Genomic DNA, 22,311 nt, shown 5'->3' with positions numbered 1-22,311 from the left:
GAGCGCTTGGCTGCTTAAGCCGTTGCCTGCCCGTTGTTTTTAGCTAGGGCGCGCCGACCATTTCCGCCACTCTATGTCGGATATTTCACGCTCCGCATCACAATTCTGGACCAAAGGGAGCGCCGGGTAAAAATCGCAATTTCGTGGCTGCATTGGCATCCGCGATTTTCATTTTGTGTCACCATACCCCCGCCGTCGCGCAACGAATTGACGCCCGTCATCCGGGACGGCGTCGATGGGTCGCAGGAGAGGCTTTCGATGCGGACGATTCTCACTGGCCTGGCTCTCGTGGGCCTGGCGTTGTGCAGTGCGGTTGCGAGCGCGGCCGGCGCCGCCGAGCCGTCACCGGAGCTGATCGCCTACGGCAAGTCGCTGGTGGAGGCCGGCGACTGTGCCGGCTGCCACACCGCCGATCCCGCCAAACCGTTCGCGGGCGGAAAGCGCATCGACACACCATTCGGCGCGATCTATGCCCCGAACCTGACGCCGGACCGCGACACCGGCATCGGCGCCTGGACCGACACCGATTTCACTCGCGCCGTGCGCACCGGTGTCGCCCCAGACGGCTCCAACTATTACCCGGCGTTCCCCTACCCCTATTTCACGCGGATGACGAAGGACGACACGCTGGCGATCCGGGCCTATCTCGGAACGCTCGCGGCCGTCACCAGCCGCAACAAGCCGCCGGAACTACGCTGGCCGTTTGGCTATCGCGGCCTGATGCGGATCTGGAACATGGTCTATTTCAAACCCGGCCTGTTCGAACCGGACCAGAGCCAGAGCGCGGCGTGGAATCGGGGCGGCTATCTCGTCACCGGGCTCGGTCATTGCGGCGCCTGCCATACGCCGAAGAACTATTTTGGCGCGGACAAGCAGGCGCAGGCCCTCGCGGGCAACGAGGTGGGCGGCTGGTACGCGCCACGGCTCGATGGCGCCGCCCGCACCGGGCTGAAATCGTGGAGTGTCGAAGACATCACGGAATATCTTCAGAGCGGGCGCAACGCCAGGAGCCATGCCAGCGGGCTGATGGCGGAGGTGGTCGTCAATTCGACTTCGAAGATGAGCGATGCCGATGTGCGCGCGATCGCGGTTTACCTGAAGAACCTGCCGCCGGCACGGCGTGAGACGATCGTGACGCCGCCTGACGATGCCGAGATGAAGGCCGGCCAGGCCATCTACGCCAAGTTCTGCATCGCCTGCCACGAGGCCGACGGATCCGGCGCACCGCGCATCTATCCGCCGCTGCCCGCCAACGCGCTGCTGCAATCGGTCAATCCGTCCTCGACCTTGCGCATCATCCTCGACGGCGCCCACACCGTGACGACCCCGCGCGCGCCCAACACCGGGGAGATGCCGGCCTATTCCAACCAGCTGTCCGACGCAGAGATCGCGGCGGTGACGAACTACATCCGCAATTCCTGGGGCAACGCCGCGCCGCTGGTGACGCCGGCGCAGGTGGCGAGGGCGCGGAAGCAGGAGCCGTAGCTCAAGGCTCCCGCTCCTCCTCTTCCGTGAAGACGAATTTCGGCATCTCCCATTTGTAGCGCACCGCGAGCAGGCGGAAGCTGATGCCGAGGACGAATGTCAAAATGGTCCAGAGCTCGGCGTTCAGCTTAAGACCGAACGCGGTGGCATAGAACAATCCCGTCACCACCGAGACGCTGGCGTAGAGCTCGGAGCGGAACAGCAGCGGCACGTCGTTGCAGAGCACGTCGCGCAACACGCCGCCGGCGCAACCGGTCACCATGCCGGAGACGATGACGATCGGCAGCGTGGCATCCATCTGCCAGGCGATGTCGCAGCCGGTCATGGTGAAGACGACGAGGCCGATGGCATCGAGCACGATGAAGGCCAGTTTCAGCCGGTGCACCAGGCGCGCCATCAGGATGGTGAGGAAGGCGGCGCCTCCGGCCAGTGCGAGGTAGATGGGGTTCTGCACCCAGGCCAACGGATAATGCCCCAGGAAGAGATCGCGCAAGGTGCCGCCGCCGAGCGCCGTGATGCAGCCGAGGAAGCAGACGCCGAGCCAATCCATGCTGCGGCGGCCGGCAGCGAGCGCGGCGGTCATGCCTTGCGCCGCGACCGCAACCAGCGACAACAGATGCAGCACGCTATAATCGCTCGGCGGCAAGCTCCACATCGCTTTGTTCCCTTCCGTCAGCGGAGCTTACGCGTCAGGTTCCCCAGCGAACAGGTTCCCGATTCCCGCCGCGGGCGCAACATGCGACGAAAGCATTAAGGAGGGCGGAACAGAATCTCGCATCCACGGGTTGTCCCGCCGCAATGATCGAGGAGAACCAATCGATGGCTGACGACCGTTTTATCAACGATCCGTACCGCCCGAATCTCGCCGATGATGAGTATCGCAATGCGGCGCGACGGGATGCCCAGCTTCAGGTCGACCCGGAGCTTGGCGAAGGCCCCGCCTCCAGCGGCAAAGTAGCCCTGTTCGCAGTGGCAATCGCCTTGGTGCTGGGTGCCGTATTCTACGGCCTGAACAACACCGGCACCAGCAACCAGGCCAGCACCACGCCGGCGACGCAGACAGCGCAGCAGGCACCGGCTACCAATCCGGCCGCACCTCCCGGCATGCGCGACGTGACGCCGCGCACCAACACCGGACCGGGCGTGACCACGGGCGCCGCGCCGAGCAAGGCGGCCCCGGATACGCCGGCACCCGCTGACGGCGCGAAGTAACGAATTGCAACAATATGCGACAGCGGCGGGATTCACATCCTGCCGCTTTCGTTTGTCTTAGCTGAACATCTTGTTGAGCTCGCCGCCGGGATAGCCGCCCGCCAGCTCCGCGAAGGTCCCCTTCTCCGCCATTTCCTTCGCGGCCCGCATGAAGCCGCCCCAGGCGGCGCGAGCGAGTGAACCGCCGACGCTGATCCGGCGCACGCCAAGATCGGCAGCTTCCTGCAATGACAGCCCGGAGCCGCCGATCAACAGGTTGAACGGTTTGGGTGCAACAGCCTTCACCACCGCGGCGATGTCCTCGCGGCTCTTCAGGCCCGGCGCGTAAAGGCAATCGGCGCCAGCATCTGCGTAGGCCGTCAGCCGGTCGATGACCAACTTGAGGTCGGTCACGCCCCACAGATAGGCCTCGCAGCGGCCGACCAGCAGCACGCCGCTATCGCCGATCGCCTTGCGCGATGCCTTGATGCGCTCGACTGCGAGCGCGCGCTCGTAGATCGGCTTGTCCTTGTCGCCGGTGGAATCCTCGATCGACAGGCCGGCAACGCCGGTGCGCACACAGCGCTCGACATTCTCCGCGACCTTGTCCGGCTCGACCGCAAAGCCGCCCTCGAAATCAGCGTTCACGGGGATGTCGACCGACGTGCTCAATGCCGCCAGATGCTGACAGACGTCCTCGACGGTGACGTGGTTGTCGGCTTTGCCGATGGTCCAGGCAAAGCCCGCACTCGACGACGCGAGTGCCTTGAAACCGAGATGCTGCAACGCTTTCGCGCTGCCGACGTCGACCGGATTGGGCAGGATGAAGCAGCCGCTCTCGTGCAGCTTCCTGAAGGCCGCGCGCTTGTCAGCAGTTGTCACGTGCATGTTTCTCTCCCTTGTTGGCCGCGCAGAGATGGGGACGTGCCGCCACGAGCGCTAGTGCGCGTCGTGCACCGCGCGGCTGTCCTTCGGCGCCTGCTCGCGATCATTCATGCTGTAGTCACGGATGACGCTGGCGATACGCAAGTGATAATCGGCGAAGATTTTCGCGCGGCCCTTGGCCTGGGTGCGGCGATGCTCCATCGTGTTGCGCCAGGCTTGCACGGCCGCCTCGTCCCGCCAGAACGACACCGATAAGATCTTGCCCTTCTCGGTCAGGCTTTCGAAACGCTCGACCGAGATGAAGCCGTCGATGGTTTGCAGGATCGGCTTGAGGTCGGCCGCGAGGTCGAAATAATCCTGGCGGTGTTCCGGCTTCGGCCAGACCTCGAAGATCACGGCGATCATGGGCGTCTCTCCTGTCGTTGATGGCCTACGATAGCACTTACAAAACCACTTGGCGCAGAAACGTGCGCTCTTCCGCGAGGATGAATTTGTGCTCCTCGGCGAAGTGGAAGTTGGCCATGCCTTCCGTATCCTGACGCAGCCGGGCGCGATAGGCCTCATACGCAGCCAGACTCTCGAAGGTAATCAGCGCAAACGCGATGTTGTTGGTGCCCTCGTGCGGCATGAAATAGCCGATCAGATCGCCGCCGCATTTCGGGATGATGGTGAGCCAGCGCTTCGAATACTCCTCGAACTGCGCGCGCTTGAAGGGATCGAGCTGGTAGCGGATGAAGACGGTGACGGACATGATGGGCTCCTCTGGTTCCACACCGCCATTGCGAGCGCAGCGAAGCAATCCAGGAATCCCTCTGCGGAGGCAGCCTGGATTGCGTCGTCGCTTCGCGCCTCGCAATGACGAACAACCCCACGCTACGCGCTTGCCCGACCGCAATGCTTCGGCTACCATCGAAGCATGAAATCAGGTCCCGACATCGCCATGATCGCCTCGCTCGTCGGCGATCCCGCACGCGCCAACATGCTCACGGCGCTGATGAACGGCCGCGCGCTCACCGCGAGCGAGCTGGCGCAGGAGGCCGGCATCACGCCGCAGACCGCGAGCTCGCATCTTTCCAAGCTCGAGGCCGGTGGCCTGATCGAGCCGGAGAAGCAGGGCCGCCACCGCTACTACCGCCTCACCGACGACGATGTCGCCGGGGTGCTGGAGGGGCTTGCGGGCCTCGCCGCGCGGACCGGCCATATGCGCGTGCGCACCGGGCCGAAGGATCCGGCGCTGCGGCGTGCCCGGATCTGCTACGACCATCTCGCCGGCGATCTCGGCGTGCAGATGCTCGACACCCTCCGCGCGCAAAACCTGGTCAGGCAGAAGAAGCAAGAGATCGAGCTGACGGCCGAGGGCGAGCGGTTCCTGGCGAAGCATTTGCAGATCTCGCCCGACATGCTCGCCCATCCCCGCCGGCCGGTCTGCAAGGCCTGCCTCGACTGGAGCGAGCGGCGTCACCATCTCGCGGGCACGCTGGGCGCCGCCATGATGCAGCGTTTCGCCGAGCTGAAATGGGCTGCCCGCGACGCCACGCCCGGCAGCCGCGTGGTGAATTTTACGCGCACCGGCGAGAAGCAGTTTGCCGCGTTGTTCGGGACTGCGAAGGACTGAACACAAGCGCGTGTAAGCGTCTCTCGTCGTCATGGCCGGGCTTGACCCGGCCATCCACGTCTTTAGTGCAGTTTGCGTGGCACCACGTGGATGCCCGGGCCTTCGCCTCGCCGAAGCGGCTTCGGCCGCGCAGGCGGGCCAAGCCCGGGCATGACGGAGAATGTGTCTCCTAGCGCCAACATGACTCAGAGCCTTCAATGATCCGCCTCCTCCCGGCCGTGCTTTGCACGGCTCTTCTCGCCGCTCCTCTTACATCCCACGCCGCCGACACCGCCCCGCGCGAACCCTACGGCATCGCGCTCGAAGGCTTTGCCTATCCCTATCCCGTGCACCTGCTGCCTCTGATCAATGACAGCGAGCAGCTCAGCATGGCCTATATGGACGTGCCGCCTGCGCAGCCGAACGGCCGCACCGTCGTGCTGCTGCACGGGCGCAATTTCCCGTCGAGCTACTGGGCGCCTGTTATCAAGATGCTGAGCGAGGCCGGCTTCCGCGTTGTGGTGCCGGACCAGATCGGCTTCGGCAAATCTTCCAAGCCGATCGGCGAATTGCATTTCGACAATCTGGCGCGCAACACCATCGCGCTGCTCGATCACCTCAACATCGACAAGGCCGAGATCGTCGCCCATTCGCTCGGCGGCATGCTGGGCGTCCGCATCGCCCGCGCCTTTCCCGACCGCGTCGCCCACCTTGTTCTGACGGCCCCGATCGGGCTGGAAGATTACCGCCTCTATGTACCGCCGACGCCGACCGAGAAGATCATCGAGACCGAGGACAAGCTCACGGCCGATGGCTATCGCAAGCAGCTTCAGACCAACTATGCGATCAAGCTGCCGCCGGACGCGATCACGCCGTTCATCGACGCCCGCTTCAACATCAAGGGCAGCCCGGATTATCCGCGCTGGCTGCGTGCCTTCGTCAGTTCCGGCCAGATGATCTATCGTGAGCCGGTGGCGCACGAGATCGCACTGATCACCGAGCCGACGCTATTCATCATGGGCGCCGACGACCACAACGCTCCGGGCCGGCCGAACGCGCCGGAGGCGCTGCGCGCGAAAATGGGAGAGAACGCCGAGCTGGCGAAGGCACTCGCGGCGAAGATGCCGAATGCGCGGGCCGAGGTGATCCCGGACACCGGCCATCTCGTCTTCCTCGAGGCGCCTGAGAAGTACAGGGAGCTAGTCCTGGGCTTTCTCGGCCGCTAGCGTCATTGCTGTCGTCCGGAGCCGCGTGCGGGGAATGTTCATGCCGCATTCAGGTCATGATTGGCAGATTTGGCTGGCGTCGTGTCGGCATGTTGCGATTTTACGTGTCGAATCGTGTCTTTTGATTCATGGTGCGCCGAAAAGCGCCAAGCCCTCCTACCTGCCCCCAAAACCTACACCCAAGGACGAGAAGGAAGATCAAATGAAATACCTGTTTGCCGCCGTGATGCTCGCCAGCGCGGTCGTTGGTTTCAGCGAGGCGGCGAGCGCCGCCGGCGGTTGCGGCCCCGGCTGGTACCGCGGCGCCTATGGCGGCTGCCGCCCGATGCGCGGTCCGGTCGTTGTCCGCCCGGGTCCGATCGTGGTTGCGCCGGCCCCTGTCGTGGTCGTGCCGCGCGCCCGCGTGTGCCCCTACGGCTTCCGCTGGTACGCCGGCCGCTGCCGCCCGTTCTGATCTCTTTTTTTCGCATTGCGAAATGGCCGCGCGGCGAAAGCCTGCGCGGCCATTTTCTTTTTGAGCGCCTGACGTCGCACCGGGATGTTTCGAATCAGAACGGGGACCGCGATCGCGGTCCCCGTTCAAGCCTGGTGCGCGAAGCTTACCAATGGCGGCGGTGCCATCGCCGGCGATGCCAGCCCCAGTGACGGCGGCGCCAACCCCAATGGCGATGGCGGCCGTGCCAGTGCACCTGCTCCGGCTTCAACTGCGCGGCTTCTTCGCTGCTGGTGACTGCGGGATGAGCGTCGGGATTGCCTTGCGGCATGCGGGGGTCACCGAGCGGCTGCGGCGCCAGCGGCGCAGCCTTTGCGGCGGTCGTGAACGCGGCAGCTCCGGCCGCGACACCGATTGCAAATTTTAAAAAGTTCCGGCGCTCCATGACTTCTTTCCTCTTGGATGGTCGTGCCAGTGATGCAGAGGCGAGTGTCGTGGTGACGACATGAACCGAAGCTGAATCGCGCGTTCAGCTTCGCTGCGACTCCGTGTGACAGCCCGCCGCCGGGCGCTACTTGCCAAACTCCTGCGCCAGCACCAGCAACTCGCGCGTGCGCGTCACGTCGGGCCAATCGCGGTTGAAATCGGCCACCAGTTGCGTCAGCGCTTCGCCCTTCAGCATGGCGTGCAGCGCAGCCTCGCTCGCGAACTGATACATCGCCTGATGCAGTGAGGGATCGTCGAGGCTCCAGAACCGCCAGGCCTTGCTCACGCCGAAGGCCTTCATCGCGTCGGGCAGATGTTCGGTCTCGTACCACCTGTCGAAGGCGGCGCGCTTGCCGGCATCGGTGACGACGGCGCGGACGACGAAGAAGGCTGATGGCATCGGATTTTCCTCCTGTTGTTTGGGGTGAGACTAGCCGATGACGTCGGCGACGACAAAAAAGGACGGCACCGGTGTCGGAACGCGCATCTCTCACCCGTCCTATGCCTGAACAGCAGACGGAGACACCACATGCCCGACCTCACGCTCACCACCTTCGACTGGGTTCCCCCGCCCCCGCGCGGTTTCGTGCGCGACCTTCGGGTGCGCTGGGCGCTCGAAGAGGCCGCATTGCCCTATCGCGTCGCGAGCGCGCCGTTCGACGGGCGCGGCGCCGAGCATCTTGCGCACCAGCCGTTCGGGCAGGTGCCGTGGCTGACCGACGGCGATCTCTCGATCTTCGAGAGCGGCGCGATCCTGCTGCATCTCGGCGGCCTCAGCGCGAAGCTGATGCCATCAGATCCGCGCGGCCGCAACCAAGCCACGGAATGGCTGTTCGCCGCGCTCAATTCGGTGGAGATGGCGAGCCTGCCCTGGACGATGTCGAAGTTCATGGGTCATCCGAGCGATACGGCCGCGTGGAAATTTGTCGACGACTTCCTAAAACTCCGCCTCAAGCACATGGAGGCGGTGCTGGCCAGCCGCGAATGGCTGGCAGGCAAGTTCTCCGTCGCCGACATCCTGATGTCAGACGTGCTGCGCATCATCGATCAGTTCGATGGGCTCGCGGACAGTCCCGCCTGCCGCGCCTACGTCGCGCGCGCCACCGCCCGCCCGGCCTTCGCCAAGGCCCACGCCGACCAGATGGCGCATTTCGCTGCGGCGGACGCGACCCGCTGACGCGGCGCCCGCGTCAGATGTGACGTGCCTCACATAATGAATCCGGCGATGGCCGTAGGGTCACGGCCATCAAATCATCCCTGCGGAAGGTGACACATGGCCCGCATCGCATATCTCAGAGACCAGCTTGCCCGCGCTGAAAGACTGGCTAAGGCGATCCTCGACCGGCAAACCGCGGAGCAGCTTCAGGCGTTCGCAGCCGAATGCCGCGAGGAGCTGCAGGTGCTGTCGCGCAGGGCTGCGGCGTGACATTGGCCTGCGAGCGCCGCGTCACACCAGCTTCATCGGCGCATCGGCGACCACGCGAAGGTCAATGCGGCTGATCAGTTGAGACCGAAGCGCCTCCGCATCCCCGATCGCGCTCTCCGTCTGCCGCAGCGTGCTGACGTTCGAACCGAGCGAGACGATCCCGCCGAGCACCAGAGCGATCGATCCGAGCGCGGCGGTCTGGCCCATTCCGAGCAAGCCGAGGATCGTGATCAGCAACAGCGCAGCACCGCCACCGATCGCGAGCTTGGATGCCAGGATGTACTTCCGACATCGTTCGGCGATCTCGGCCAAAGCCTCGATCCGCGCTTCGATGTCTGAAATCTCGTCGGTCGGATCGTCTTCGGTCATTGGATTTGGATCGAGGATGCCAACTCAGAAACAGAATCGGTAGCCCGCATGAGCAAAGCGACATGCGGGAAGCTTGACGAAGAACCCGGATGTCGCTTCACTCATCCGGGCTACGAGGCGTCACAACGGCAAATTGTCGTGCTTCTTCGCCGGCGTTTCCACTTTCTTGTCCTTCAGCATCGACAGCGCCCGCGCGATCCGCTTGCGGGTCGAGTGCGGCATGATGACGTCGTCGATGTAGCCGCGCTCGGCGGCGATGAAGGGGGAGAGGAAACGGTCTTCGTATTCCTTGGTACGCGCGGCGATCTTGTCGGGGTCGCCGATGTCGGCGCGGAAGATGATCTCGACCGCGCCCTTGGCGCCCATCACCGCGATCTGGGCGGTCGGCCAGGCATAGTTCATGTCGGCGCCGATCTCCTTGGAAGCCATGACGTCGAAGGCGCCGCCATAGGCCTTGCGGGTGATGATGGTGACCAGCGGCACGGTGCACTGCGAGTACGCAAACAGCAGTTTGGCGCCGTGCTTGATCAGGCCGCCATATTCCTGCGCGGTGCCCGGCAGGAAGCCCGGCACGTCGACGAAGGTGACGATCGGGATGTTGAAGGCATCGCAAAAACGAACGAAGCGTGCCGCCTTGCGCGAAGCGTCGGAGTCGAGCACGCCGGCGAGCACCATCGGCTGGTTGGCGACGAAGCCGACGGTGCGGCCCGCGATGCGGCCGAAGCCGGTGACGATGTTCTTGGCGAAAGCATCCGCGATCTCGAAGAAGTCGCCCTCGTCCACGACCTTCAGGATCAGCTCCTTCATGTCGTAGGGCTTGTTCGGATTGTCGGGGATCAGAGTGTCGAGCGACATGTCGACGCGGCCGATGTCGTCGAAGCTCGGCCATTCCGGCACGCCGTCGGTGTTGTTGGACGGCAGGAAGTCGATCAGGCGCCGCATCTGCAAGAGCGTCTCGACGTCGTTCTCGAAGGCGCCGTCGGCGATCGAGGAGCGCGTGGCGTGCACCGAGGCACCGCCGAGCTCTTCCGCCGTGACGACCTCGTTGGTGACGGTCTTCACCACGTCGGGGCCGGTGACGAACATGTAGCTGGTGTTCTTCACCATGAAGATGAAGTCGGTCATCGCCGGCGAATAGACGTCGCCGCCAGCGCAGGGACCCATGATGACAGAGATCTGCGGGATCACGCCGGAGGCGAGCACGTTGCGGCGGAACACGTAGGAATAGCCGGCGAGCGCGGCGACACCCTCCTGGATGCGGGCGCCGCCAGCGTCATACAGGCCGATGATGGGCGCACGCGCCTTCATCGCCATGTCCTGGAGCTTTGTGATTTTCAGCGCGTGCGTTTCCGACAGCGAGCCGCCGAACACCGTGAAATCCTTGGCGAAGACAAACGTCTTGCGGCCGTTGACGGTGCCCCAGCCGGTGACGACGCCGTCGCCGGGCACCTTGCTCTTCTCCATGCCGAACTCGGTGGAGCGGTGCTCGACGAACATGTCGAATTCCTCGAACGATCCCTTGTCGAGCAAGAGCTCGATGCGCTCACGTGCGGTCAGCTTGCCGCGGGCGTGCTGCGCCTCGATGCGCTTCTCGCCGCCGCCGAGCTTTGCGCCGGCGCGACGGTCTTCAAGGGCGTCCAGGATATTCTTCATTTGCTCCCGCCAGTTCTTAGCCTAAATGCGATTGCCGGGGGTTCTAACACGGCATTTTGCGGGCCGGGAAGCGGCTTTCGGTCTCGCAGGGCTGCCTTGCCGCAGCGGGAAAGCGCAAGGAATTTCAAAGTTTTGCCTGGGAGACGAGCATGACCGAAGGAGCGGCGGAGACCGGCGCGGCGACGGGCGGCGTCAACATCCTGCTGCGGCTGGAGGGCCTGACGCTGTTTGTGGGGATGGTGATGCTCTACTGGACCTGGGACGGCTCTTGGGCAGTCTTTGCCCTGCTCTTCCTTGTCCCCGATCTGAGCTTCCTCGCCTATCTTGCCGACGCCAAACTCGGCGCGATGGTCTACAACGCCGCCCACAGCTACATGGCGCCGGTCGCGCTGCTGACGCTCGGCTTCGGCCTCGCCTCGCCACTCACCCTGTCCATCGCCTTGATCTGGCTCGCCCATATCGGCATCGATCGGGCACTGGGCTACGGCCTGAAATATTCGGCCGGGTTCGGCTTCACCCATCTCGGCCGGATCGGCCGGCAGAAGGATACGTGACGCAGTTGCAAATCTGGCCCTGGCCCGGTTGACCGGGCGCGGCGATTCAGGCTTGCTCCAGGCTTGCGATCAGGCGCCGAATGTTGCGTGAGCTCAGTCGGTACGGCGGCGGTCATCATTTCCGGCTGCAAGCATCACCCCCATGTCCGCGACGGTCGTTCCCCTGCCGCCGAACCCATCGTCCGAAACCACCGACTTCCTGCGGCGCATGGCCAGCATGGTGTCGGGGCGGAACGGCGAAATGCTGCTGCGCGCCGCCGCGCTGATCGAGTCGCTGGCGCAACGGGCGATGTCGGCGGAACGCCTCTATCACCGGGAGCACGAAGAGAACACGCGCAACAGCGAGCTGCGCGAGGCCGGTGAGATGGCGTCCGACGCCATGGTCAAGCAAATCGACGGGCTGCGCAGCCAGCTTGCCGAAATCACCGCGGCCGCGGCGGCCGAGCGCGCGGCATTCGACGCCGAGCGCGGCAAGCTGCTCGGCCTGATGCAGCACGCCGAGAGCCATATCGGCCAGCTCACACGCGAGCTGGAGACGCTGCACGCCTCGATCGACAATTTCAACGAGACCGTCATCTCCGTGCCAATCGAGGTGCTGCGGCTGGCGCGCACCCAGTTCGATGTCCTCTCTGCCGGCTTTGCCCGCAAGGGCGACGTGATCTCGCAGGCGATGAGCGAGATTGGCGGTTTTGCGATCGACCAGGCACTGACGGTGAAGAAGCCTGACACCGCCTGAGGCGAACCGCCGGCTTGCGTCAATTTGACAGCGCGCGGCCCTGTTGTTCTACTCACTGAAAATCACGGGGGAGGATCCGATGCCGACGGCATTCCGCGTCGCCATGGCGCTCTGCATTTCAACGCTGTTCGTCGGCATGGGCGCCAACGCACAATCGCTTCCCAGGGAAGTCGCCACCCGCGCCGAGATCTATCCGATCCCCTCGCTCACCCTCTCCGACCAGCAATTCCTCAGCGGCGACGCCGCGGCCGGAAAGCCGGTGACAGTCGCCGGCGAACTGCGCGTGGCGCAAGGCAGCGGAAAACTTCCGGTCGTGGTGCTGATGCACGGCTCGAGCGGCGTCGGCGCAACGACCGAAGCCTGGGTGCACGCGTTCAACGCCATGGGCATCTCGACCCTCGTGATCGACGGCTTTACCGGCCGCGGGCTGACGGTGGTGGGGCCGAACCAGGCCCTGCTCGGCCGGCTCAACCTCGTCATCGACATCTACCGCTCGCTGGAGATCCTCGCAAAACATTCCCGCGTCGATCCTGATCGCATCGTGCTGATGGGCTTCTCACGCGGCGGACAGGCGACGCTTTATGCGAGCCTCAACCGCTTCCACAAGCTCTGGAACAAGTCCGGCGTCCAGTTCGCCGCTTACATTCCCTTCTATCCCGACTGCTCCACGACCTATCAGAACGACACGGACATCGCCGCGCGCCCGATCCGCATTTTCCGCGGCACGCCCGACGACTACAATCCCGTGAAGAGCTGCAAGGCTTTCGTCGAGCGGCTCAAGACGGCCGGCCGCGACGTGGTGCTGACCGAATACCCCGACAGCGCGCACGGCTTTGACAGTGGGCTGCTCGGCGTCAATACGGTCACCGTGTCCACGGGTGCGCAGACCGTGCGCAACTGCCAGATCCGCGAAGGCGACGGCGGCGTCCTGATGAACGCCGATACGAAAGCGCCGTTCACCTACCAGGACGCTTGCGTCGAGCTCAATCCGCATGTCGGCGGCAATCCAACGACTGCCGCCGAGTCGCGCAAGGCCGTTGAGGAGTTTTTGCAGGCGCTGTTCAAGCTGGGTTAGGCCAGCGCGACATGTTCCGTCATTGCGAGCGCAGCGAAGCAATCCAGAATCTTTCCGCCGAGGCATTCTGGATTGCTTCGTCGCTTCGCTCCTCGCAATGACGAAGGCTACGGCTCGCCCGGCTTGAACGGCTCCTGCTTGTCCGGCGGCACGGTCTCTTCGGCCATTGCGAGCAACATCGCGACCATCACGTAATTGCCGGCGACCGCGGTGAGGTCGACGATCTGCTGGTCGTTGAAGACCTTCTTCGCGCGCGCGAAGGTTTCGTCGCCGACCTTCTTCGTCGCGGTGAGCTCGGTGACGAAGTCGTAGACGACGGCCTCGTCCTCGGCCATGTTCGCAGGCCGCTTATTGGCCTTCAGCTCCGCGACGATGTCGGGCGACAGGCCCGCTTTCGCCGCGAGCGGCGCATGGGCGTACCACTCCACCTGCGAGCGCCATTGCCGCCCGATGATCAGGATCGCGAACTCGTTGAGTTTTGTCGGGACCGAGGTCTCCCAGCGCAGATAGTGGAATAGGTCGAACAGGCGCTGGCCGAGCACCGGGCTGCGGATCATCGGATTGTAGGGACCGCCGATGCCGACGCTCGAGACCTTCATGATCTGCTCGCCGAGGGGCTTCTGCTTGGCGTCGAGCTGGTCCATGGTGAGCTGAGGAAAGCGCGGCTCCCTGCTGGTGGCGGGACCGGCAAACATCGTGGCGGCGAGCCAGCCGCCTGCGGCGGCAAGCGTGAGCGACGGCAGCCAGAGTGGCGTTGAGTTCATCTTCTCCTCCCGGTTTTTCTTGACCCGGGGGATGCTAGTCGAGCGGCGCCAGCGCGGTATCGCTAGATAGCGCCGATCTCGGCAAGGCAGGCTTGCGTCAGCGGCATGCGCTCTCCGACCAGGCGCGGCTCCTTGCAGTCCATGTTGAGCGCGAACACGGTGTGCGCTTCGCCCTTCTCGGCCCAGCCCACCATCCAGCCAAGCGATGGCTCGCCGCGCTCAGCGCCAAGCAGCCCGGACTTGGCGCGAATGACGCTATCGCCGACCTTGGTCACCGGCAGGATGTCAGCGACGAGATCCTGGCTGCGTTTCGAGATCGGCAGTGCGCGGCGGCGCAGCCGGTCGATGAAATCGACCTGCTCGACCGGATCGATGCGCAAGGCGCCGGTGAGCCAGAACTGGTCGATGCCGCCGCCGATGTCGCGATTGCCATAGTCGAACAGATCGACGTACTTTTGCATGCGTTCTTGCCCGATCCGGCGCGCGATCTCCTGATAGACCGGCACCGCGCTGACGAGAATCGCGCTGCGCAGCGTGTGGTCCTTGTTCCAGGCCTCGATCGGACGCTTCACGCCGTCCCAGGGAAATACGTCCTTGTCGGGGTCAGTGACCACGCCGGTTTCGAGCGCAATCAACGAGTTCGGAATCTTGAAGGTCGAAGCCGGCAGCTTCGCCTCGCCCGAACGTTCCTTGTCGCTGGCGACGACCAGATAGTCCTCGACCTTGTAGCCGACGAACGTCCCCGCCGTGCCGAGGTCAGTGAAGCGCTTTGCGAGGCTGTCACGGATTTCATTTCGCGGTGGCGCGACGTGAGCGAATGCACGCGATGGCAGGATCGCGGTTGCGGCGAGAAGGCCGAGAGTGGAACGGCGGGTAAGCACTGGCGATGTCCGTTACGCGATGAAGATGGCCGCGACCATGCAGCCGCTAAGTGGTGAAACGATGACAGCTACCGCCTGCCCGACAGCCGCAGCACGAACACCAGCACCTCGGCGACGGCCTTGTAGAGGTCCGGCGGGATCTCCTCGCCGAGTTCGACCTTGGAGAGCGCACCGGCCAGGATCTCGTTCTCCTCGATCGGGATGTCGTTGGCCTTGGCGATCTCGACGATTTTTTCGCCGATCGTGCCCTTGCCCTTGGCGACGACGACCGGCGCGTTGCTGCCCCTCTCGTAATGCAGCGCAATCGCAAGCTTCGACGGGTCGCTCATGTAGCGCGATCCAGAAAGTGGCCGGCGCGGGCCGGTGCGGGCTGTGGCGGCGTGCCATCGCGGACCAGGATGTCGCCGGGCTTGAGCTCGGCCCTGGTCAGTGCCTGGTTGAGCTCGCCGATTCCGGCGCGAAGCTGCTGTGCGGTCGTCGGCCGCTCCGCCCACATCCGCAGCACGAAGGTCTTGTCACCGTTGAGCGTAATCAAAGCGTGCACGGGGCCGGCCGGCTCGACATTCAGCGTGAAGCGCGCGCGCCAGGCGCGCCTGGCGGGATCGGCGGATTCATTGCCGCCGTCGCGCGAGATCTCGAACTGCGCCATTGCCGTGCCCTGCGGCGTTGCGAATGGAATCTCGAAATTCCACTGCGGCACGCTCGGATCAATCTTGTGACCGCTGGCGTCGGTGCGATCGGGGAGCGAAGCAACCTGGAGCAACGTCTGGCGCGCGAGAGCGGCATCGGTGTCATCGAGCAGGCGATGCACGGTCGCAGCGAGCGGCGTATCCGGTACGAGTGACGGCGAGGCAATGAATTGCGGCGACGGCAGCGCGCCGCGAACCGGTGGTGGCGTCGCGCGCGCGGCGGCTTCGAAAATATGTCCGTCGGGTACGGCCTTGTTCGAGCCCGGCACGTTTCCCGTCATTCGCGGCAGACCTTGCGTGATCTCTTGCAGGAGGGTCGCGGCAAGGCCTGCGGTCATGGCCCGCGGCACCGCGGCCTGCGGAGCACCGCCAGCGATGTCCGCCAACACAGAGGCTGCGATATTGACGCTGCGCGGCATTTGCGGTGATTGGGCGATCTCGGGTTCGGTTGCCGGCAATGCGGCCTGCGTCTCCGCGGCAGTGAGCTGCGGTGTCGCCACGGTACCAGCCGGAAGGGCGGCACCTTGCGCCTGTGGCGCAATCGCCTCGAGCGTCGTCAGCGTTTGGCGCAGCACCAGCAATGCCGCCTTCAGGTCTGGCATCGTGCCGGAGGACGGCGTCGCGCCCTCGGCGAGCGAGGCTTCGAGGAATAGGCCGGATTTTTGGAATGCGGATTCAATGTCGCCGCCATCGAGCCCGGTGTTGAGCGGCGTCTGCTGCGCCAGCACGCCCAGCATCGCCTGCTTCAGCCCCGCCGGAAGATCGCTACCGGTGACGACCGCGGCCAGATTGGCGAACAGCGGCGCCTGGCTGCCCTGCTTTGTGACCGCCTCGACCGAAGCTGCGGTAACGGCGACCTGCTCCGATGGCGTCAGCACGTTGCGTCCCGCGCTCGCCGACGGAGCAATCGGGGGGCTGTCAACCAGCGAGGCCGCAGCCGGCGTCAGCGTGACCTGATCGGCGGTCGCCTCGCCTCCCCCACCCATGACGGCGAGCCGGATGGTGCCGCCGTTCTGCGACACCGCAAGCTGGAGATTCTGGCCTGGTGCCAGCGCCACCTCGGACATCACATCCATCGACAGGTTGGCGATCGCGATCCGCACCAGATTATCGGCGAGCACGCTGACGACTCTTGCGTCGACGATGCTGCCGGCCTGCAGCACAAGATCGGGCGTCACCGCGTCAGCAACAGGGCTGGCGGCACTGACGGGAACGATCGAGCTTATCGGCGTCGGCATGGCGAGGGGCCCGGGGAGCGTAGGCCCTACCCTAAGGCCGCCCTCGTAAACCTCTCGTTAAGGACCTTTGGCCGCCGGCGGGTTCACAGCGGCCAAAACCGTCACGGCGGCCTGAAAGTCCCTGAGGCGGGCGGCGCGGCGGCCGGCCGCTTCCTCGTCCACGCCCCATTTCTCGTCGTTCCAGTCCTCATCGACATAAGCCGCCGCCCAGACCTGGCCGGCATCGCGCACGCCATGGGCCAGCGCCAGCGCCAGCAGGGCCGAGCCGGTCAGGGTGGTGATCACGTGGAGGGCGGCGACCGACCAGGCATCCCCCGGCAGCGCCGCACGCGCGGCCTGGACGGCCGCCTCCGGCTGCGTCACAGGCATGACGCCTTCCGACAGGATGAAATGCGCTCCCAGCGTCTCCGCGGCCCAGAACAACACGGGGTCCCAATGCGCGGCCTCGCGGGCGACGAGCCCCTCGGGATGGCCGGCGCGATAGAACAGCAGATCGGACTGGAGATACTTTGCGAGGTCGTCGCTGACGAGATCGACGCAGTCGACGACGCCCTCGACCACGCTATTGGCGATCCGCGTCAGCGGCATCGTCATGGGATTGATCGTCTCTTTCTGATCCGCCCACTCGGCAGCCACTGCGTCGGCTAGCACGCGCGCAGGGATGATCACCTGGCGGCCGGACGGCGTGCGGATCGCCTTGCCGTCAAGCGTGATGGCAAAGCCGCCCTCAGCCTCAGCGACCCCCACCTCCTTGTAGAAGCGCTTGCGCAGCGGCACGCGCGAGGCCTGGCGGACCAACTCCTGCGGATCAAGCGGGAATCGCCCCGCAGCTTCATCGAACAATTCGCGCATCTGGTTTTCGGCCCTGATCACTCAATGCTAGGCTTGTAAGGTAAGAGCGACGACCGATAAAGCGAGCGGCAGGTATGAGGGAACTTGCGGGCATTGTGGCTCTGGTCGCCGGGTTTTGGCCGGCCGCGGCGCAGGGCGGCTTTCGGACTCCGGAATCGGTGGTCCGCAACGTCTACGCTCATTACGGCCAGGGCGCGCCGGAGCTCTCAAAAGGCCTGCCGCAGGATGGCGCCACCGCCCGGCAATTCTTCGCCCCCTCTTTGCGCAAGGTGTGGTCCGCGCCGCGGGTCGAGCCCTACGATTTCCTGGTGCAGAGCCCGAGCTGGAAGCTCGGCCCGGTCGCGATCGCGGTCATTCGCAGGCAATACGACAAGACCTATGTCGCGGCGAATTTCGACAACCGCGGCCGGCCGGTGACTCTGAACTTCATCCTGGTCAGCGGGCCCGAGGGCTGGTTGATCACGGATGTCGAGAGCCCGCACGATAGCCTGCGGACGTTTCTAGAGCAGTTTCGGAATTGAGCGGGCTTCATTATTCGGAGCGCAGCGAAGCAACCCGATTGCAAACTCAATTACTCTTCCGGCGCGTTCTCGATCGGATCAAACCGGCTCGCATCGAGCCCGAGCAGGTTCCATGACTGCTGCATGTGCTGCGGCAGCGGCGCGGTCGCATCAATGAAGCCGCCGCGGGGATGCGGGATGACAATGCGGCGCGCCAGCAGGTGCAGCCGGTTTTGCAGGCCGCCCGGCAGTTGCCAGTTCTCGATGTTGAAATATTTGGGATCGCCGACGATGGGGTGGCCGATATGTTCCATGTGGGCGCGCAGCTGGTGGGTGCGCCCCGTCACCGGCTTCAGCGACACCCAGGTCAGCTTGTTGCCGGCGGTCTCGACCACCGCATAGTACGTGACAGCGTGGCTTGCGCCCTCGTCGCCATGCTGGGCGATGCGCATGATGGTGTCGTCCTCGCTCTCCTCCTTGGCAAGGAATGTCGAGATGCGGCCCTGCTTCGGCTTCGGTAGCCCGGGCACCAGCGCCCAATAGGTTTTTCGCGCCGAACGCGACCGGAACGCGCCGGTCAGATGCGAGGCGGCAAAGCGGGTCTTGGCGACCAGGAGACAGCCCGACGTCTCCCTGTCGATGCGGTGCACGAGGCGCGGCTTCTGGCCCTTCGAATCGCGCATCACCTCCAGCATCTGGTCGATGTGTCGGGTCATGCCCGAACCGCCCTGCACGGCAAGTCCGGCCGGCTTGTTCAGCACGAGAACGTCGTCGTCCTCGTAAATCGTCATCTCCTTCAGCGCCGCAAGTGTCTTTTGCGCCGCCTCCGACTGCGGATTGGGTGCCTTCGGCATGTCGAGCTTCAGCGGCGGAATCCGGACGCTCTGGCCCTCCTCCAGCCGATCCTTGCTGTCGACGCGCTTGCCGTCGACGCGCAGCTCGCCTTTGCGAACGACGCGCTGAATGTGGGAGAACGACAGGCCGGGAAAGTGCGCTTCAAGGAAGCGATCGACGCGCATGTTGTTCTCGTCGGCCGTCACCTTGACGGTCTGCACCTTGGTCGGCAGCAATGCCTCGACGGGCTTTGCCGGTGCAGCCTTTTCTGGTTCAGCTTTGGGCGCGCGCCGCTCGACGCGCTCGCTCGCAAAGCGCGGCGCCTTCGCGCCCGGCTTGCCGCCCGGCCGCAGCCCAGCAGGCTTCGCGCTGCGCGCCTTGAACGGGCGCGCCTCCTTGCGCTCGTCGCGCGAACGGGGCTTTGGATCGGTTCTTTTGATGCGGCGGCTCATGGTGCCTGCCTAGCTCAAAACCGGCCTCACGTCACGGCGAAATGGCGATTTTGGCTTCAGCCACCCCGCTCCTTGCGCAACTTGGCCCAATAATCCAGCCGCTTCCTGATCTCCCGCTCGAACCCGCGATCGGGCGGGTCGTAGAAGGTCTGGCGGCCCAGGGCTTCCGGGAAATAATCCTGGCCGGAGAAGGCGTCGGGCGTGTCGTGGTCGTATTCGTAAGATGCGCCGTAGCCTTCCGACTTCATCAGCTTGGTCGGCGAGTTGAGGATATGTTTCGGCGGCAGCAGCGAGCCGGCCTGCTTTGCGACCTGCATTGCCTTGCCGAAGGCGGTGTAGACGGCGTTCGATTTTGGCGCGGTGGCGAGATAGACCACCGCCTGCGCGATCGCGAGCTCGCCCTCGGGATGACCGAGGAAGTCGAAAGCGTCCTTGGCTGCGTTGGCGATGACGAGCGCCTGCGGATCGGCAAGCCCGATATCCTCGACCGCCATGCGCACGACGCGGCGGGCCAGAAACAGCGGATCCTCGCCGGCATCGAGCATGCGCGCGAGATAATACAGCGCGGCATCGGGATCGGAGCCCCGCACTGACTTATGCAGCGCCGAGATCAAATTGTAATGGCCGTCTGCCGACTTGTCGTAGATCGGCGCGCGGCGCTGCAATATCTCCTGCAATTGCGCGGCGTCGAAAATCTCGTCCTTGCGCGCGGCGCGCCAGACTTCCTCGACGAGCGTCAGCGACGCGCGGCCGTCGCCATCGGCCATGCGCACCAGCACGGCGCGCGCTTCCTCGTCGAGCGGCAGCTTGCGGCCCTCGACCTCCTCGGCATGCGCAAACAGCTTTTCGATCGCGGCCGCGTCGAGCGAGCGAAACACCAGCACACGCGCGCGGGACAGAAGCGCCGCGTTGAGCTCGAAGGACGGATTTTCGGTGGTGGCGCCGACCATCACCACCGTGCCGTCTTCCATGACGGGCAGAAAGGAATCCTGCTGGGCGCGGTTGAAGCGATGCACCTCGTCGACGAACAGCAGCGTGCCCTTGCCCATCTCGCGGCGTGCACGCGCGGCCTCAAAGGCCTTCTTCAAATCGGCGACGCCGGAGAACACCGCGGAGATCTGCTCGAAATGCAAATCCGTGGCGTCCGCGAGCAGCCGCGCGACCGTGGTCTTGCCGGTGCCGGGCGGGCCCCAGAACACCAGCGAGCCTAGCGTGCGCGTCTCCAGCATGCGCGTCAGCGCGCCGTCGGGACCCAGGATGTGATCCTGGCCGACGACCTCCGAGAGCGCGCGCGGCCGCAGCCGATCCGGCAGCGGATGCGGAGCCTCGTGATCGAGCCCCGCCGCGGCGAAGAGAGTTGGCGTCCCCTGTGGTCGTTTCGGACTCATCCGCCCAGCGTGACGTTGATCTGCTGGCCGCCGCGCACCAGCGTGATGCGCCAGATCCGCTGGCGCTCGGCCGCCGCTTTTTCGAGGTCGCTGGTCTTGCTGATCTTTTGGTTGTTGACCGCCAGGATAACGTCGCCCTTCTGGAAGCCGACATTCGCCGCCGCGCTGTCGCCCCCGAGATCGGTGACCACGACGCCTTCGGTATCGGCGTCCAGATGCAGCTCGTCGGCGAGCGCGGGGGTGATGGTCGAGACCTTCGCACCTTGGAGAGGCGAGCGCGCGGTGATGACGAGCTCGTTGCGGCCGGTATCGGGCGCGGCGTCCAGCGCCACCGTCAGCTTGACCGGCTTGCCGCCGCGCTGCACGTCGATCTGCGCCGTGCCGCCGAGCGGCCGTGTGGCGAAGCGATAGTCGAAGGCGTTGGGATCATCCACCGTCTGGCCGTCGATCGAGACGATCAGGTCGGAGGATTTCAGCCCGGCCTTGGCCGCCGGTCCGTTCGGAACGACGCTTGCGACCAGCGCACCGGTCGGCGAACGCAGCCCGAGGCTCTCGGCGATCTCCGGCGTCACCGCCTGCAATTTCGCCCCTAACCAGGGCCGCTTCACCGCTTTGCCGCCGCCCTTGGCGGAGGCGACGACGACGCGCACCATGTTGGCGGGGATCGCGAAGCCGATGCCCTGCGAGCCGCCGGAGCGCGAATAGATCGCGGTGTTGATGCCCGCGAGCCTGCCGTTCATGTCGACCAGCGCGCCGCCGGAATTGCCGGGATTGATCGCCGCGTCGGTCTGGATGAAGAACTGGTAGTCGGTGATGCCGACCTGCGTGCGCGCCAAGGCCGAGATGATGCCGTGGGTGACGGTCTGGCCCACGCCGAAGGGATTGCCGATCGCCATCACGACGTCGCCGACCATCAGCTCGTCTGAATTGGTGAATTCGAGTGCCGGAAACTTCTCCTTGGTGTCCTTCAGACGCAGCACCGCGAGATCGCTGCGAGAGTCCTTCAGCACGATCTCGGCCTCGAACTCGCGCTTGTCCGACAGCGACACCTTGACCTGGTCGGCGCCTTCAATGACGTGGACGTTGGTGACGACGAGCCCGGACGCATCGACGATCACGCCCGAACCAAGCGAGCGCTGCACCTGCTCCTGCTGCTGGCCGGGCACGCCGAAGAAGCGGCGGAAGATCGGGTCGTCGAGCAGGGGGTTGCGGTTCTGCACCACCTTGGCAGCATAGACGTTGACGACCGCCGGCTGCACCCGCTGCACGATCGGCGCATAGGACAGCCGCAGTTCGGCGGGCGAGGACGGCACGCGGCGGTCTTGCGCGGCGGCCGGATTGAAGTTGGCCGAAAAGGCTATGCACAGTGCCGTGACGACGGCGGTCCAGGTCGATCGAAACATTCCTACCTCTTGGAAAAGACGCCGGAATATAGGCGCGTTCGCCCCCCAATAGAAGGGCGCCCGGCGGCCTATTCGACCCCCTTTTTGGTGTGTCCAGCCTGCAAGCTCTGCGTGCGAAATGGCAATTTGCCGGGGCTGCCGATTGGCATGATGTGCGTCATCTTGCATGGTGGTGCAACGCGGATTCGGTTGCGGCG

At 65.0% G+C, this 22,311-nt stretch carries 27 protein-coding genes; 11 read left to right on the top strand and 16 right to left on the bottom strand.

The window, feature by feature from the left end:
• Positions 1–258 precede the first annotated feature (258 nt).
• Positions 259–1,485 carry a c-type cytochrome gene (locus RX329_RS19260; RefSeq protein WP_018456493.1) on the top strand — a complete coding sequence of 409 codons (1,227 nt, stop codon included), beginning with the start codon at positions 259–261 and terminating at the stop codon, positions 1,483–1,485.
• 1 nt (position 1,486) lies between these two features.
• On the opposite strand, the gene RX329_RS19255 is transcribed toward RX329_RS19260, so the two are convergent.
• Positions 1,487–2,140: a trimeric intracellular cation channel family protein gene (locus tag RX329_RS19255; RefSeq protein WP_085351305.1), complete on the bottom strand. Its 654-nt coding sequence runs from the start codon at positions 2,138–2,140 to the stop codon at positions 1,487–1,489.
• Positions 2,141–2,304: 164 nt separating this feature from the next.
• On the opposite strand from RX329_RS19255, the gene RX329_RS19250 reads away from it, so the two are divergent.
• The gene (locus tag RX329_RS19250; protein ID WP_018456491.1) at positions 2,305–2,697 is read left to right on the top strand and encodes a hypothetical protein; all 393 of its coding nucleotides are present in this window, start codon (positions 2,305–2,307) and stop codon (positions 2,695–2,697) included.
• Positions 2,698–2,754: 57 nt separating this feature from the next.
• Here the strand turns inward: RX329_RS19250 and RX329_RS19245 are convergent, their stop codons facing one another.
• Genes RX329_RS19245 through RX329_RS19235 form a run of 3 tightly spaced genes read right to left on the bottom strand, consistent with a single transcriptional unit; the run spans position 2,755 to position 4,312 of the window.
• Complete coding sequence (locus RX329_RS19245) at positions 2,755–3,564, bottom strand: oxaloacetate decarboxylase (RefSeq protein WP_085395587.1); 810 nt, start codon at positions 3,562–3,564, stop codon at positions 2,755–2,757.
• 51 nt (positions 3,565–3,615) lie between these two features.
• The gene (locus tag RX329_RS19240; protein WP_018456489.1) at positions 3,616–3,966 is read right to left on the bottom strand and encodes an antibiotic biosynthesis monooxygenase family protein; all 351 of its coding nucleotides are present in this window, start codon (positions 3,964–3,966) and stop codon (positions 3,616–3,618) included.
• A 37-nt stretch (positions 3,967–4,003) separates the two neighbouring features.
• Positions 4,004–4,312 carry an NIPSNAP family protein gene (locus RX329_RS19235; RefSeq protein WP_007603076.1) on the bottom strand — a complete coding sequence of 103 codons (309 nt, stop codon included), beginning with the start codon at positions 4,310–4,312 and terminating at the stop codon, positions 4,004–4,006.
• Positions 4,313–4,477: 165 nt separating this feature from the next.
• Between RX329_RS19235 and RX329_RS19230 the strand changes: the two genes are divergently transcribed.
• The 3 genes from RX329_RS19230 to RX329_RS19220 all read left to right on the top strand — a co-directional run bounded on the left by RX329_RS19230 (position 4,478) and on the right by RX329_RS19220 (position 6,835).
• Positions 4,478–5,176, top strand: coding sequence for a winged helix-turn-helix domain-containing protein (locus RX329_RS19230; RefSeq protein WP_018456488.1), 699 nt, complete (start codon positions 4,478–4,480; stop codon positions 5,174–5,176).
• Positions 5,177–5,373: 197 nt separating this feature from the next.
• Positions 5,374–6,381, top strand: a complete 1,008-nt coding sequence (locus RX329_RS19225) for an alpha/beta fold hydrolase (RefSeq protein ID WP_085384240.1) — start codon at positions 5,374–5,376, stop codon at positions 6,379–6,381.
• Positions 6,382–6,583: 202 nt separating this feature from the next.
• The gene (locus RX329_RS19220; RefSeq protein ID WP_007603074.1) at positions 6,584–6,835 is read left to right on the top strand and encodes a GCG_CRPN prefix-to-repeats domain-containing protein; all 252 of its coding nucleotides are present in this window, start codon (positions 6,584–6,586) and stop codon (positions 6,833–6,835) included.
• A gap of 145 nt (positions 6,836–6,980) precedes the next feature.
• Here the strand turns inward: RX329_RS19220 and RX329_RS19215 are convergent, their stop codons facing one another.
• Both RX329_RS19215 and RX329_RS19210 read right to left on the bottom strand, forming a co-directional pair.
• Positions 6,981–7,259, bottom strand: coding sequence for a twin-arginine translocation signal domain-containing protein (locus RX329_RS19215; protein WP_018456486.1), 279 nt, complete (start codon positions 7,257–7,259; stop codon positions 6,981–6,983).
• 126 nt (positions 7,260–7,385) lie between these two features.
• Positions 7,386–7,700 (bottom strand): hypothetical protein, encoded by a 315-nt coding sequence (locus RX329_RS19210; protein WP_018456485.1) that lies wholly within the window; start codon positions 7,698–7,700, stop codon positions 7,386–7,388.
• A gap of 129 nt (positions 7,701–7,829) precedes the next feature.
• Between RX329_RS19210 and RX329_RS19205 the strand changes: the two genes are divergently transcribed.
• Both RX329_RS19205 and RX329_RS19200 read left to right on the top strand, forming a co-directional pair.
• A complete protein-coding gene (locus tag RX329_RS19205) occupies positions 7,830–8,477 on the top strand; it encodes a glutathione S-transferase family protein (protein ID WP_317246328.1) in 648 nt (215 codons plus the stop codon).
• 96 nt (positions 8,478–8,573) lie between these two features.
• The gene (locus tag RX329_RS19200; RefSeq protein ID WP_018456483.1) at positions 8,574–8,726 is read left to right on the top strand and encodes a hypothetical protein; all 153 of its coding nucleotides are present in this window, start codon (positions 8,574–8,576) and stop codon (positions 8,724–8,726) included.
• Between the two features lie 21 nt (positions 8,727–8,747).
• Here RX329_RS19200 and RX329_RS19195 read toward each other — a convergent pair whose 3' ends face one another.
• Together RX329_RS19195 and RX329_RS19190 are read right to left on the bottom strand one after the other, a co-directional pair.
• Complete coding sequence (locus tag RX329_RS19195; protein WP_085351300.1) at positions 8,748–9,095, bottom strand: hypothetical protein; 348 nt, start codon at positions 9,093–9,095, stop codon at positions 8,748–8,750.
• Positions 9,096–9,215: 120 nt separating this feature from the next.
• Positions 9,216–10,748, bottom strand: coding sequence for an acyl-CoA carboxylase subunit beta (locus tag RX329_RS19190; RefSeq protein WP_085384238.1), 1,533 nt, complete (start codon positions 10,746–10,748; stop codon positions 9,216–9,218).
• 149 nt (positions 10,749–10,897) lie between these two features.
• Between RX329_RS19190 and RX329_RS19185 the strand changes: the two genes are divergently transcribed.
• The 3 genes from RX329_RS19185 (at position 10,898) to RX329_RS19175 (ending at position 13,113) form a co-directional block, all read left to right on the top strand.
• A complete protein-coding gene (locus RX329_RS19185) occupies positions 10,898–11,302 on the top strand; it encodes a DUF4260 domain-containing protein (protein WP_317246327.1) in 405 nt (134 codons plus the stop codon).
• 142 nt (positions 11,303–11,444) lie between these two features.
• A complete protein-coding gene (locus tag RX329_RS19180) occupies positions 11,445–12,038 on the top strand; it encodes a hypothetical protein (RefSeq protein WP_085395583.1) in 594 nt (197 codons plus the stop codon).
• A gap of 79 nt (positions 12,039–12,117) precedes the next feature.
• Positions 12,118–13,113, top strand: coding sequence for a dienelactone hydrolase family protein (locus tag RX329_RS19175; protein ID WP_317246326.1), 996 nt, complete (start codon positions 12,118–12,120; stop codon positions 13,111–13,113).
• Positions 13,114–13,220: 107 nt separating this feature from the next.
• Here the strand turns inward: RX329_RS19175 and RX329_RS19170 are convergent, their stop codons facing one another.
• From RX329_RS19170 to RX329_RS19150, 5 genes are all read right to left on the bottom strand, one after another.
• Positions 13,221–13,877 carry a carboxymuconolactone decarboxylase family protein gene (locus RX329_RS19170; RefSeq protein ID WP_085384236.1) on the bottom strand — a complete coding sequence of 219 codons (657 nt, stop codon included), beginning with the start codon at positions 13,875–13,877 and terminating at the stop codon, positions 13,221–13,223.
• Positions 13,878–13,939: 62 nt separating this feature from the next.
• Positions 13,940–14,758 (bottom strand): penicillin-binding transpeptidase domain-containing protein, encoded by an 819-nt coding sequence (locus RX329_RS19165; RefSeq protein WP_085364670.1) that lies wholly within the window; start codon positions 14,756–14,758, stop codon positions 13,940–13,942.
• Between the two features lie 68 nt (positions 14,759–14,826).
• Positions 14,827–15,087, bottom strand: coding sequence for an EscU/YscU/HrcU family type III secretion system export apparatus switch protein (locus RX329_RS19160; protein ID WP_085351295.1), 261 nt, complete (start codon positions 15,085–15,087; stop codon positions 14,827–14,829).
• A complete protein-coding gene (locus RX329_RS19155) occupies positions 15,084–16,685 on the bottom strand; it encodes a flagellar hook-length control protein FliK (RefSeq protein WP_317246325.1) in 1,602 nt (533 codons plus the stop codon). The genes RX329_RS19160 and RX329_RS19155 overlap by 4 nt, the downstream gene beginning before the upstream one ends.
• Before the next feature lie 57 nt (positions 16,686–16,742).
• Positions 16,743–17,537 (bottom strand): ATP12 family chaperone protein, encoded by a 795-nt coding sequence (locus tag RX329_RS19150; protein WP_317246324.1) that lies wholly within the window; start codon positions 17,535–17,537, stop codon positions 16,743–16,745.
• A gap of 74 nt (positions 17,538–17,611) precedes the next feature.
• Here RX329_RS19150 and RX329_RS19145 point away from each other — a divergent pair, with 74 nt between their 5' ends.
• Positions 17,612–18,058, top strand: a complete 447-nt coding sequence (locus tag RX329_RS19145) for a hypothetical protein (RefSeq protein ID WP_085351293.1) — start codon at positions 17,612–17,614, stop codon at positions 18,056–18,058.
• A gap of 50 nt (positions 18,059–18,108) precedes the next feature.
• Here the strand turns inward: RX329_RS19145 and RX329_RS19140 are convergent, their stop codons facing one another.
• Genes RX329_RS19140 through RX329_RS19130 form a run of 3 tightly spaced genes read right to left on the bottom strand, consistent with a single transcriptional unit; the run spans position 18,109 to position 22,114 of the window.
• A complete protein-coding gene (locus RX329_RS19140) occupies positions 18,109–19,323 on the bottom strand; it encodes an RluA family pseudouridine synthase (RefSeq protein ID WP_317246323.1) in 1,215 nt (404 codons plus the stop codon).
• A 56-nt stretch (positions 19,324–19,379) separates the two neighbouring features.
• Positions 19,380–20,711 carry a replication-associated recombination protein A gene (locus RX329_RS19135; RefSeq protein ID WP_085351291.1) on the bottom strand — a complete coding sequence of 444 codons (1,332 nt, stop codon included), beginning with the start codon at positions 20,709–20,711 and terminating at the stop codon, positions 19,380–19,382.
• Positions 20,708–22,114 carry a DegQ family serine endoprotease gene (locus RX329_RS19130; RefSeq protein WP_162496373.1) on the bottom strand — a complete coding sequence of 469 codons (1,407 nt, stop codon included), beginning with the start codon at positions 22,112–22,114 and terminating at the stop codon, positions 20,708–20,710. The genes RX329_RS19135 and RX329_RS19130 overlap by 4 nt, the downstream gene beginning before the upstream one ends.
• Between the last annotated feature and the right edge of the window lie 197 nt (positions 22,115–22,311).

Origin of the sequence: Bradyrhizobium sp. BWC-3-1, assembly GCF_032917965.1 — a bacterium.
Taxonomy (GTDB): domain Bacteria; phylum Pseudomonadota; class Alphaproteobacteria; order Rhizobiales; family Xanthobacteraceae; genus Bradyrhizobium; species Bradyrhizobium canariense_D.
Note: the sequence above shows the minus strand (reverse complement) of the source record. Positions and strands in the feature narration are given on the sequence as shown.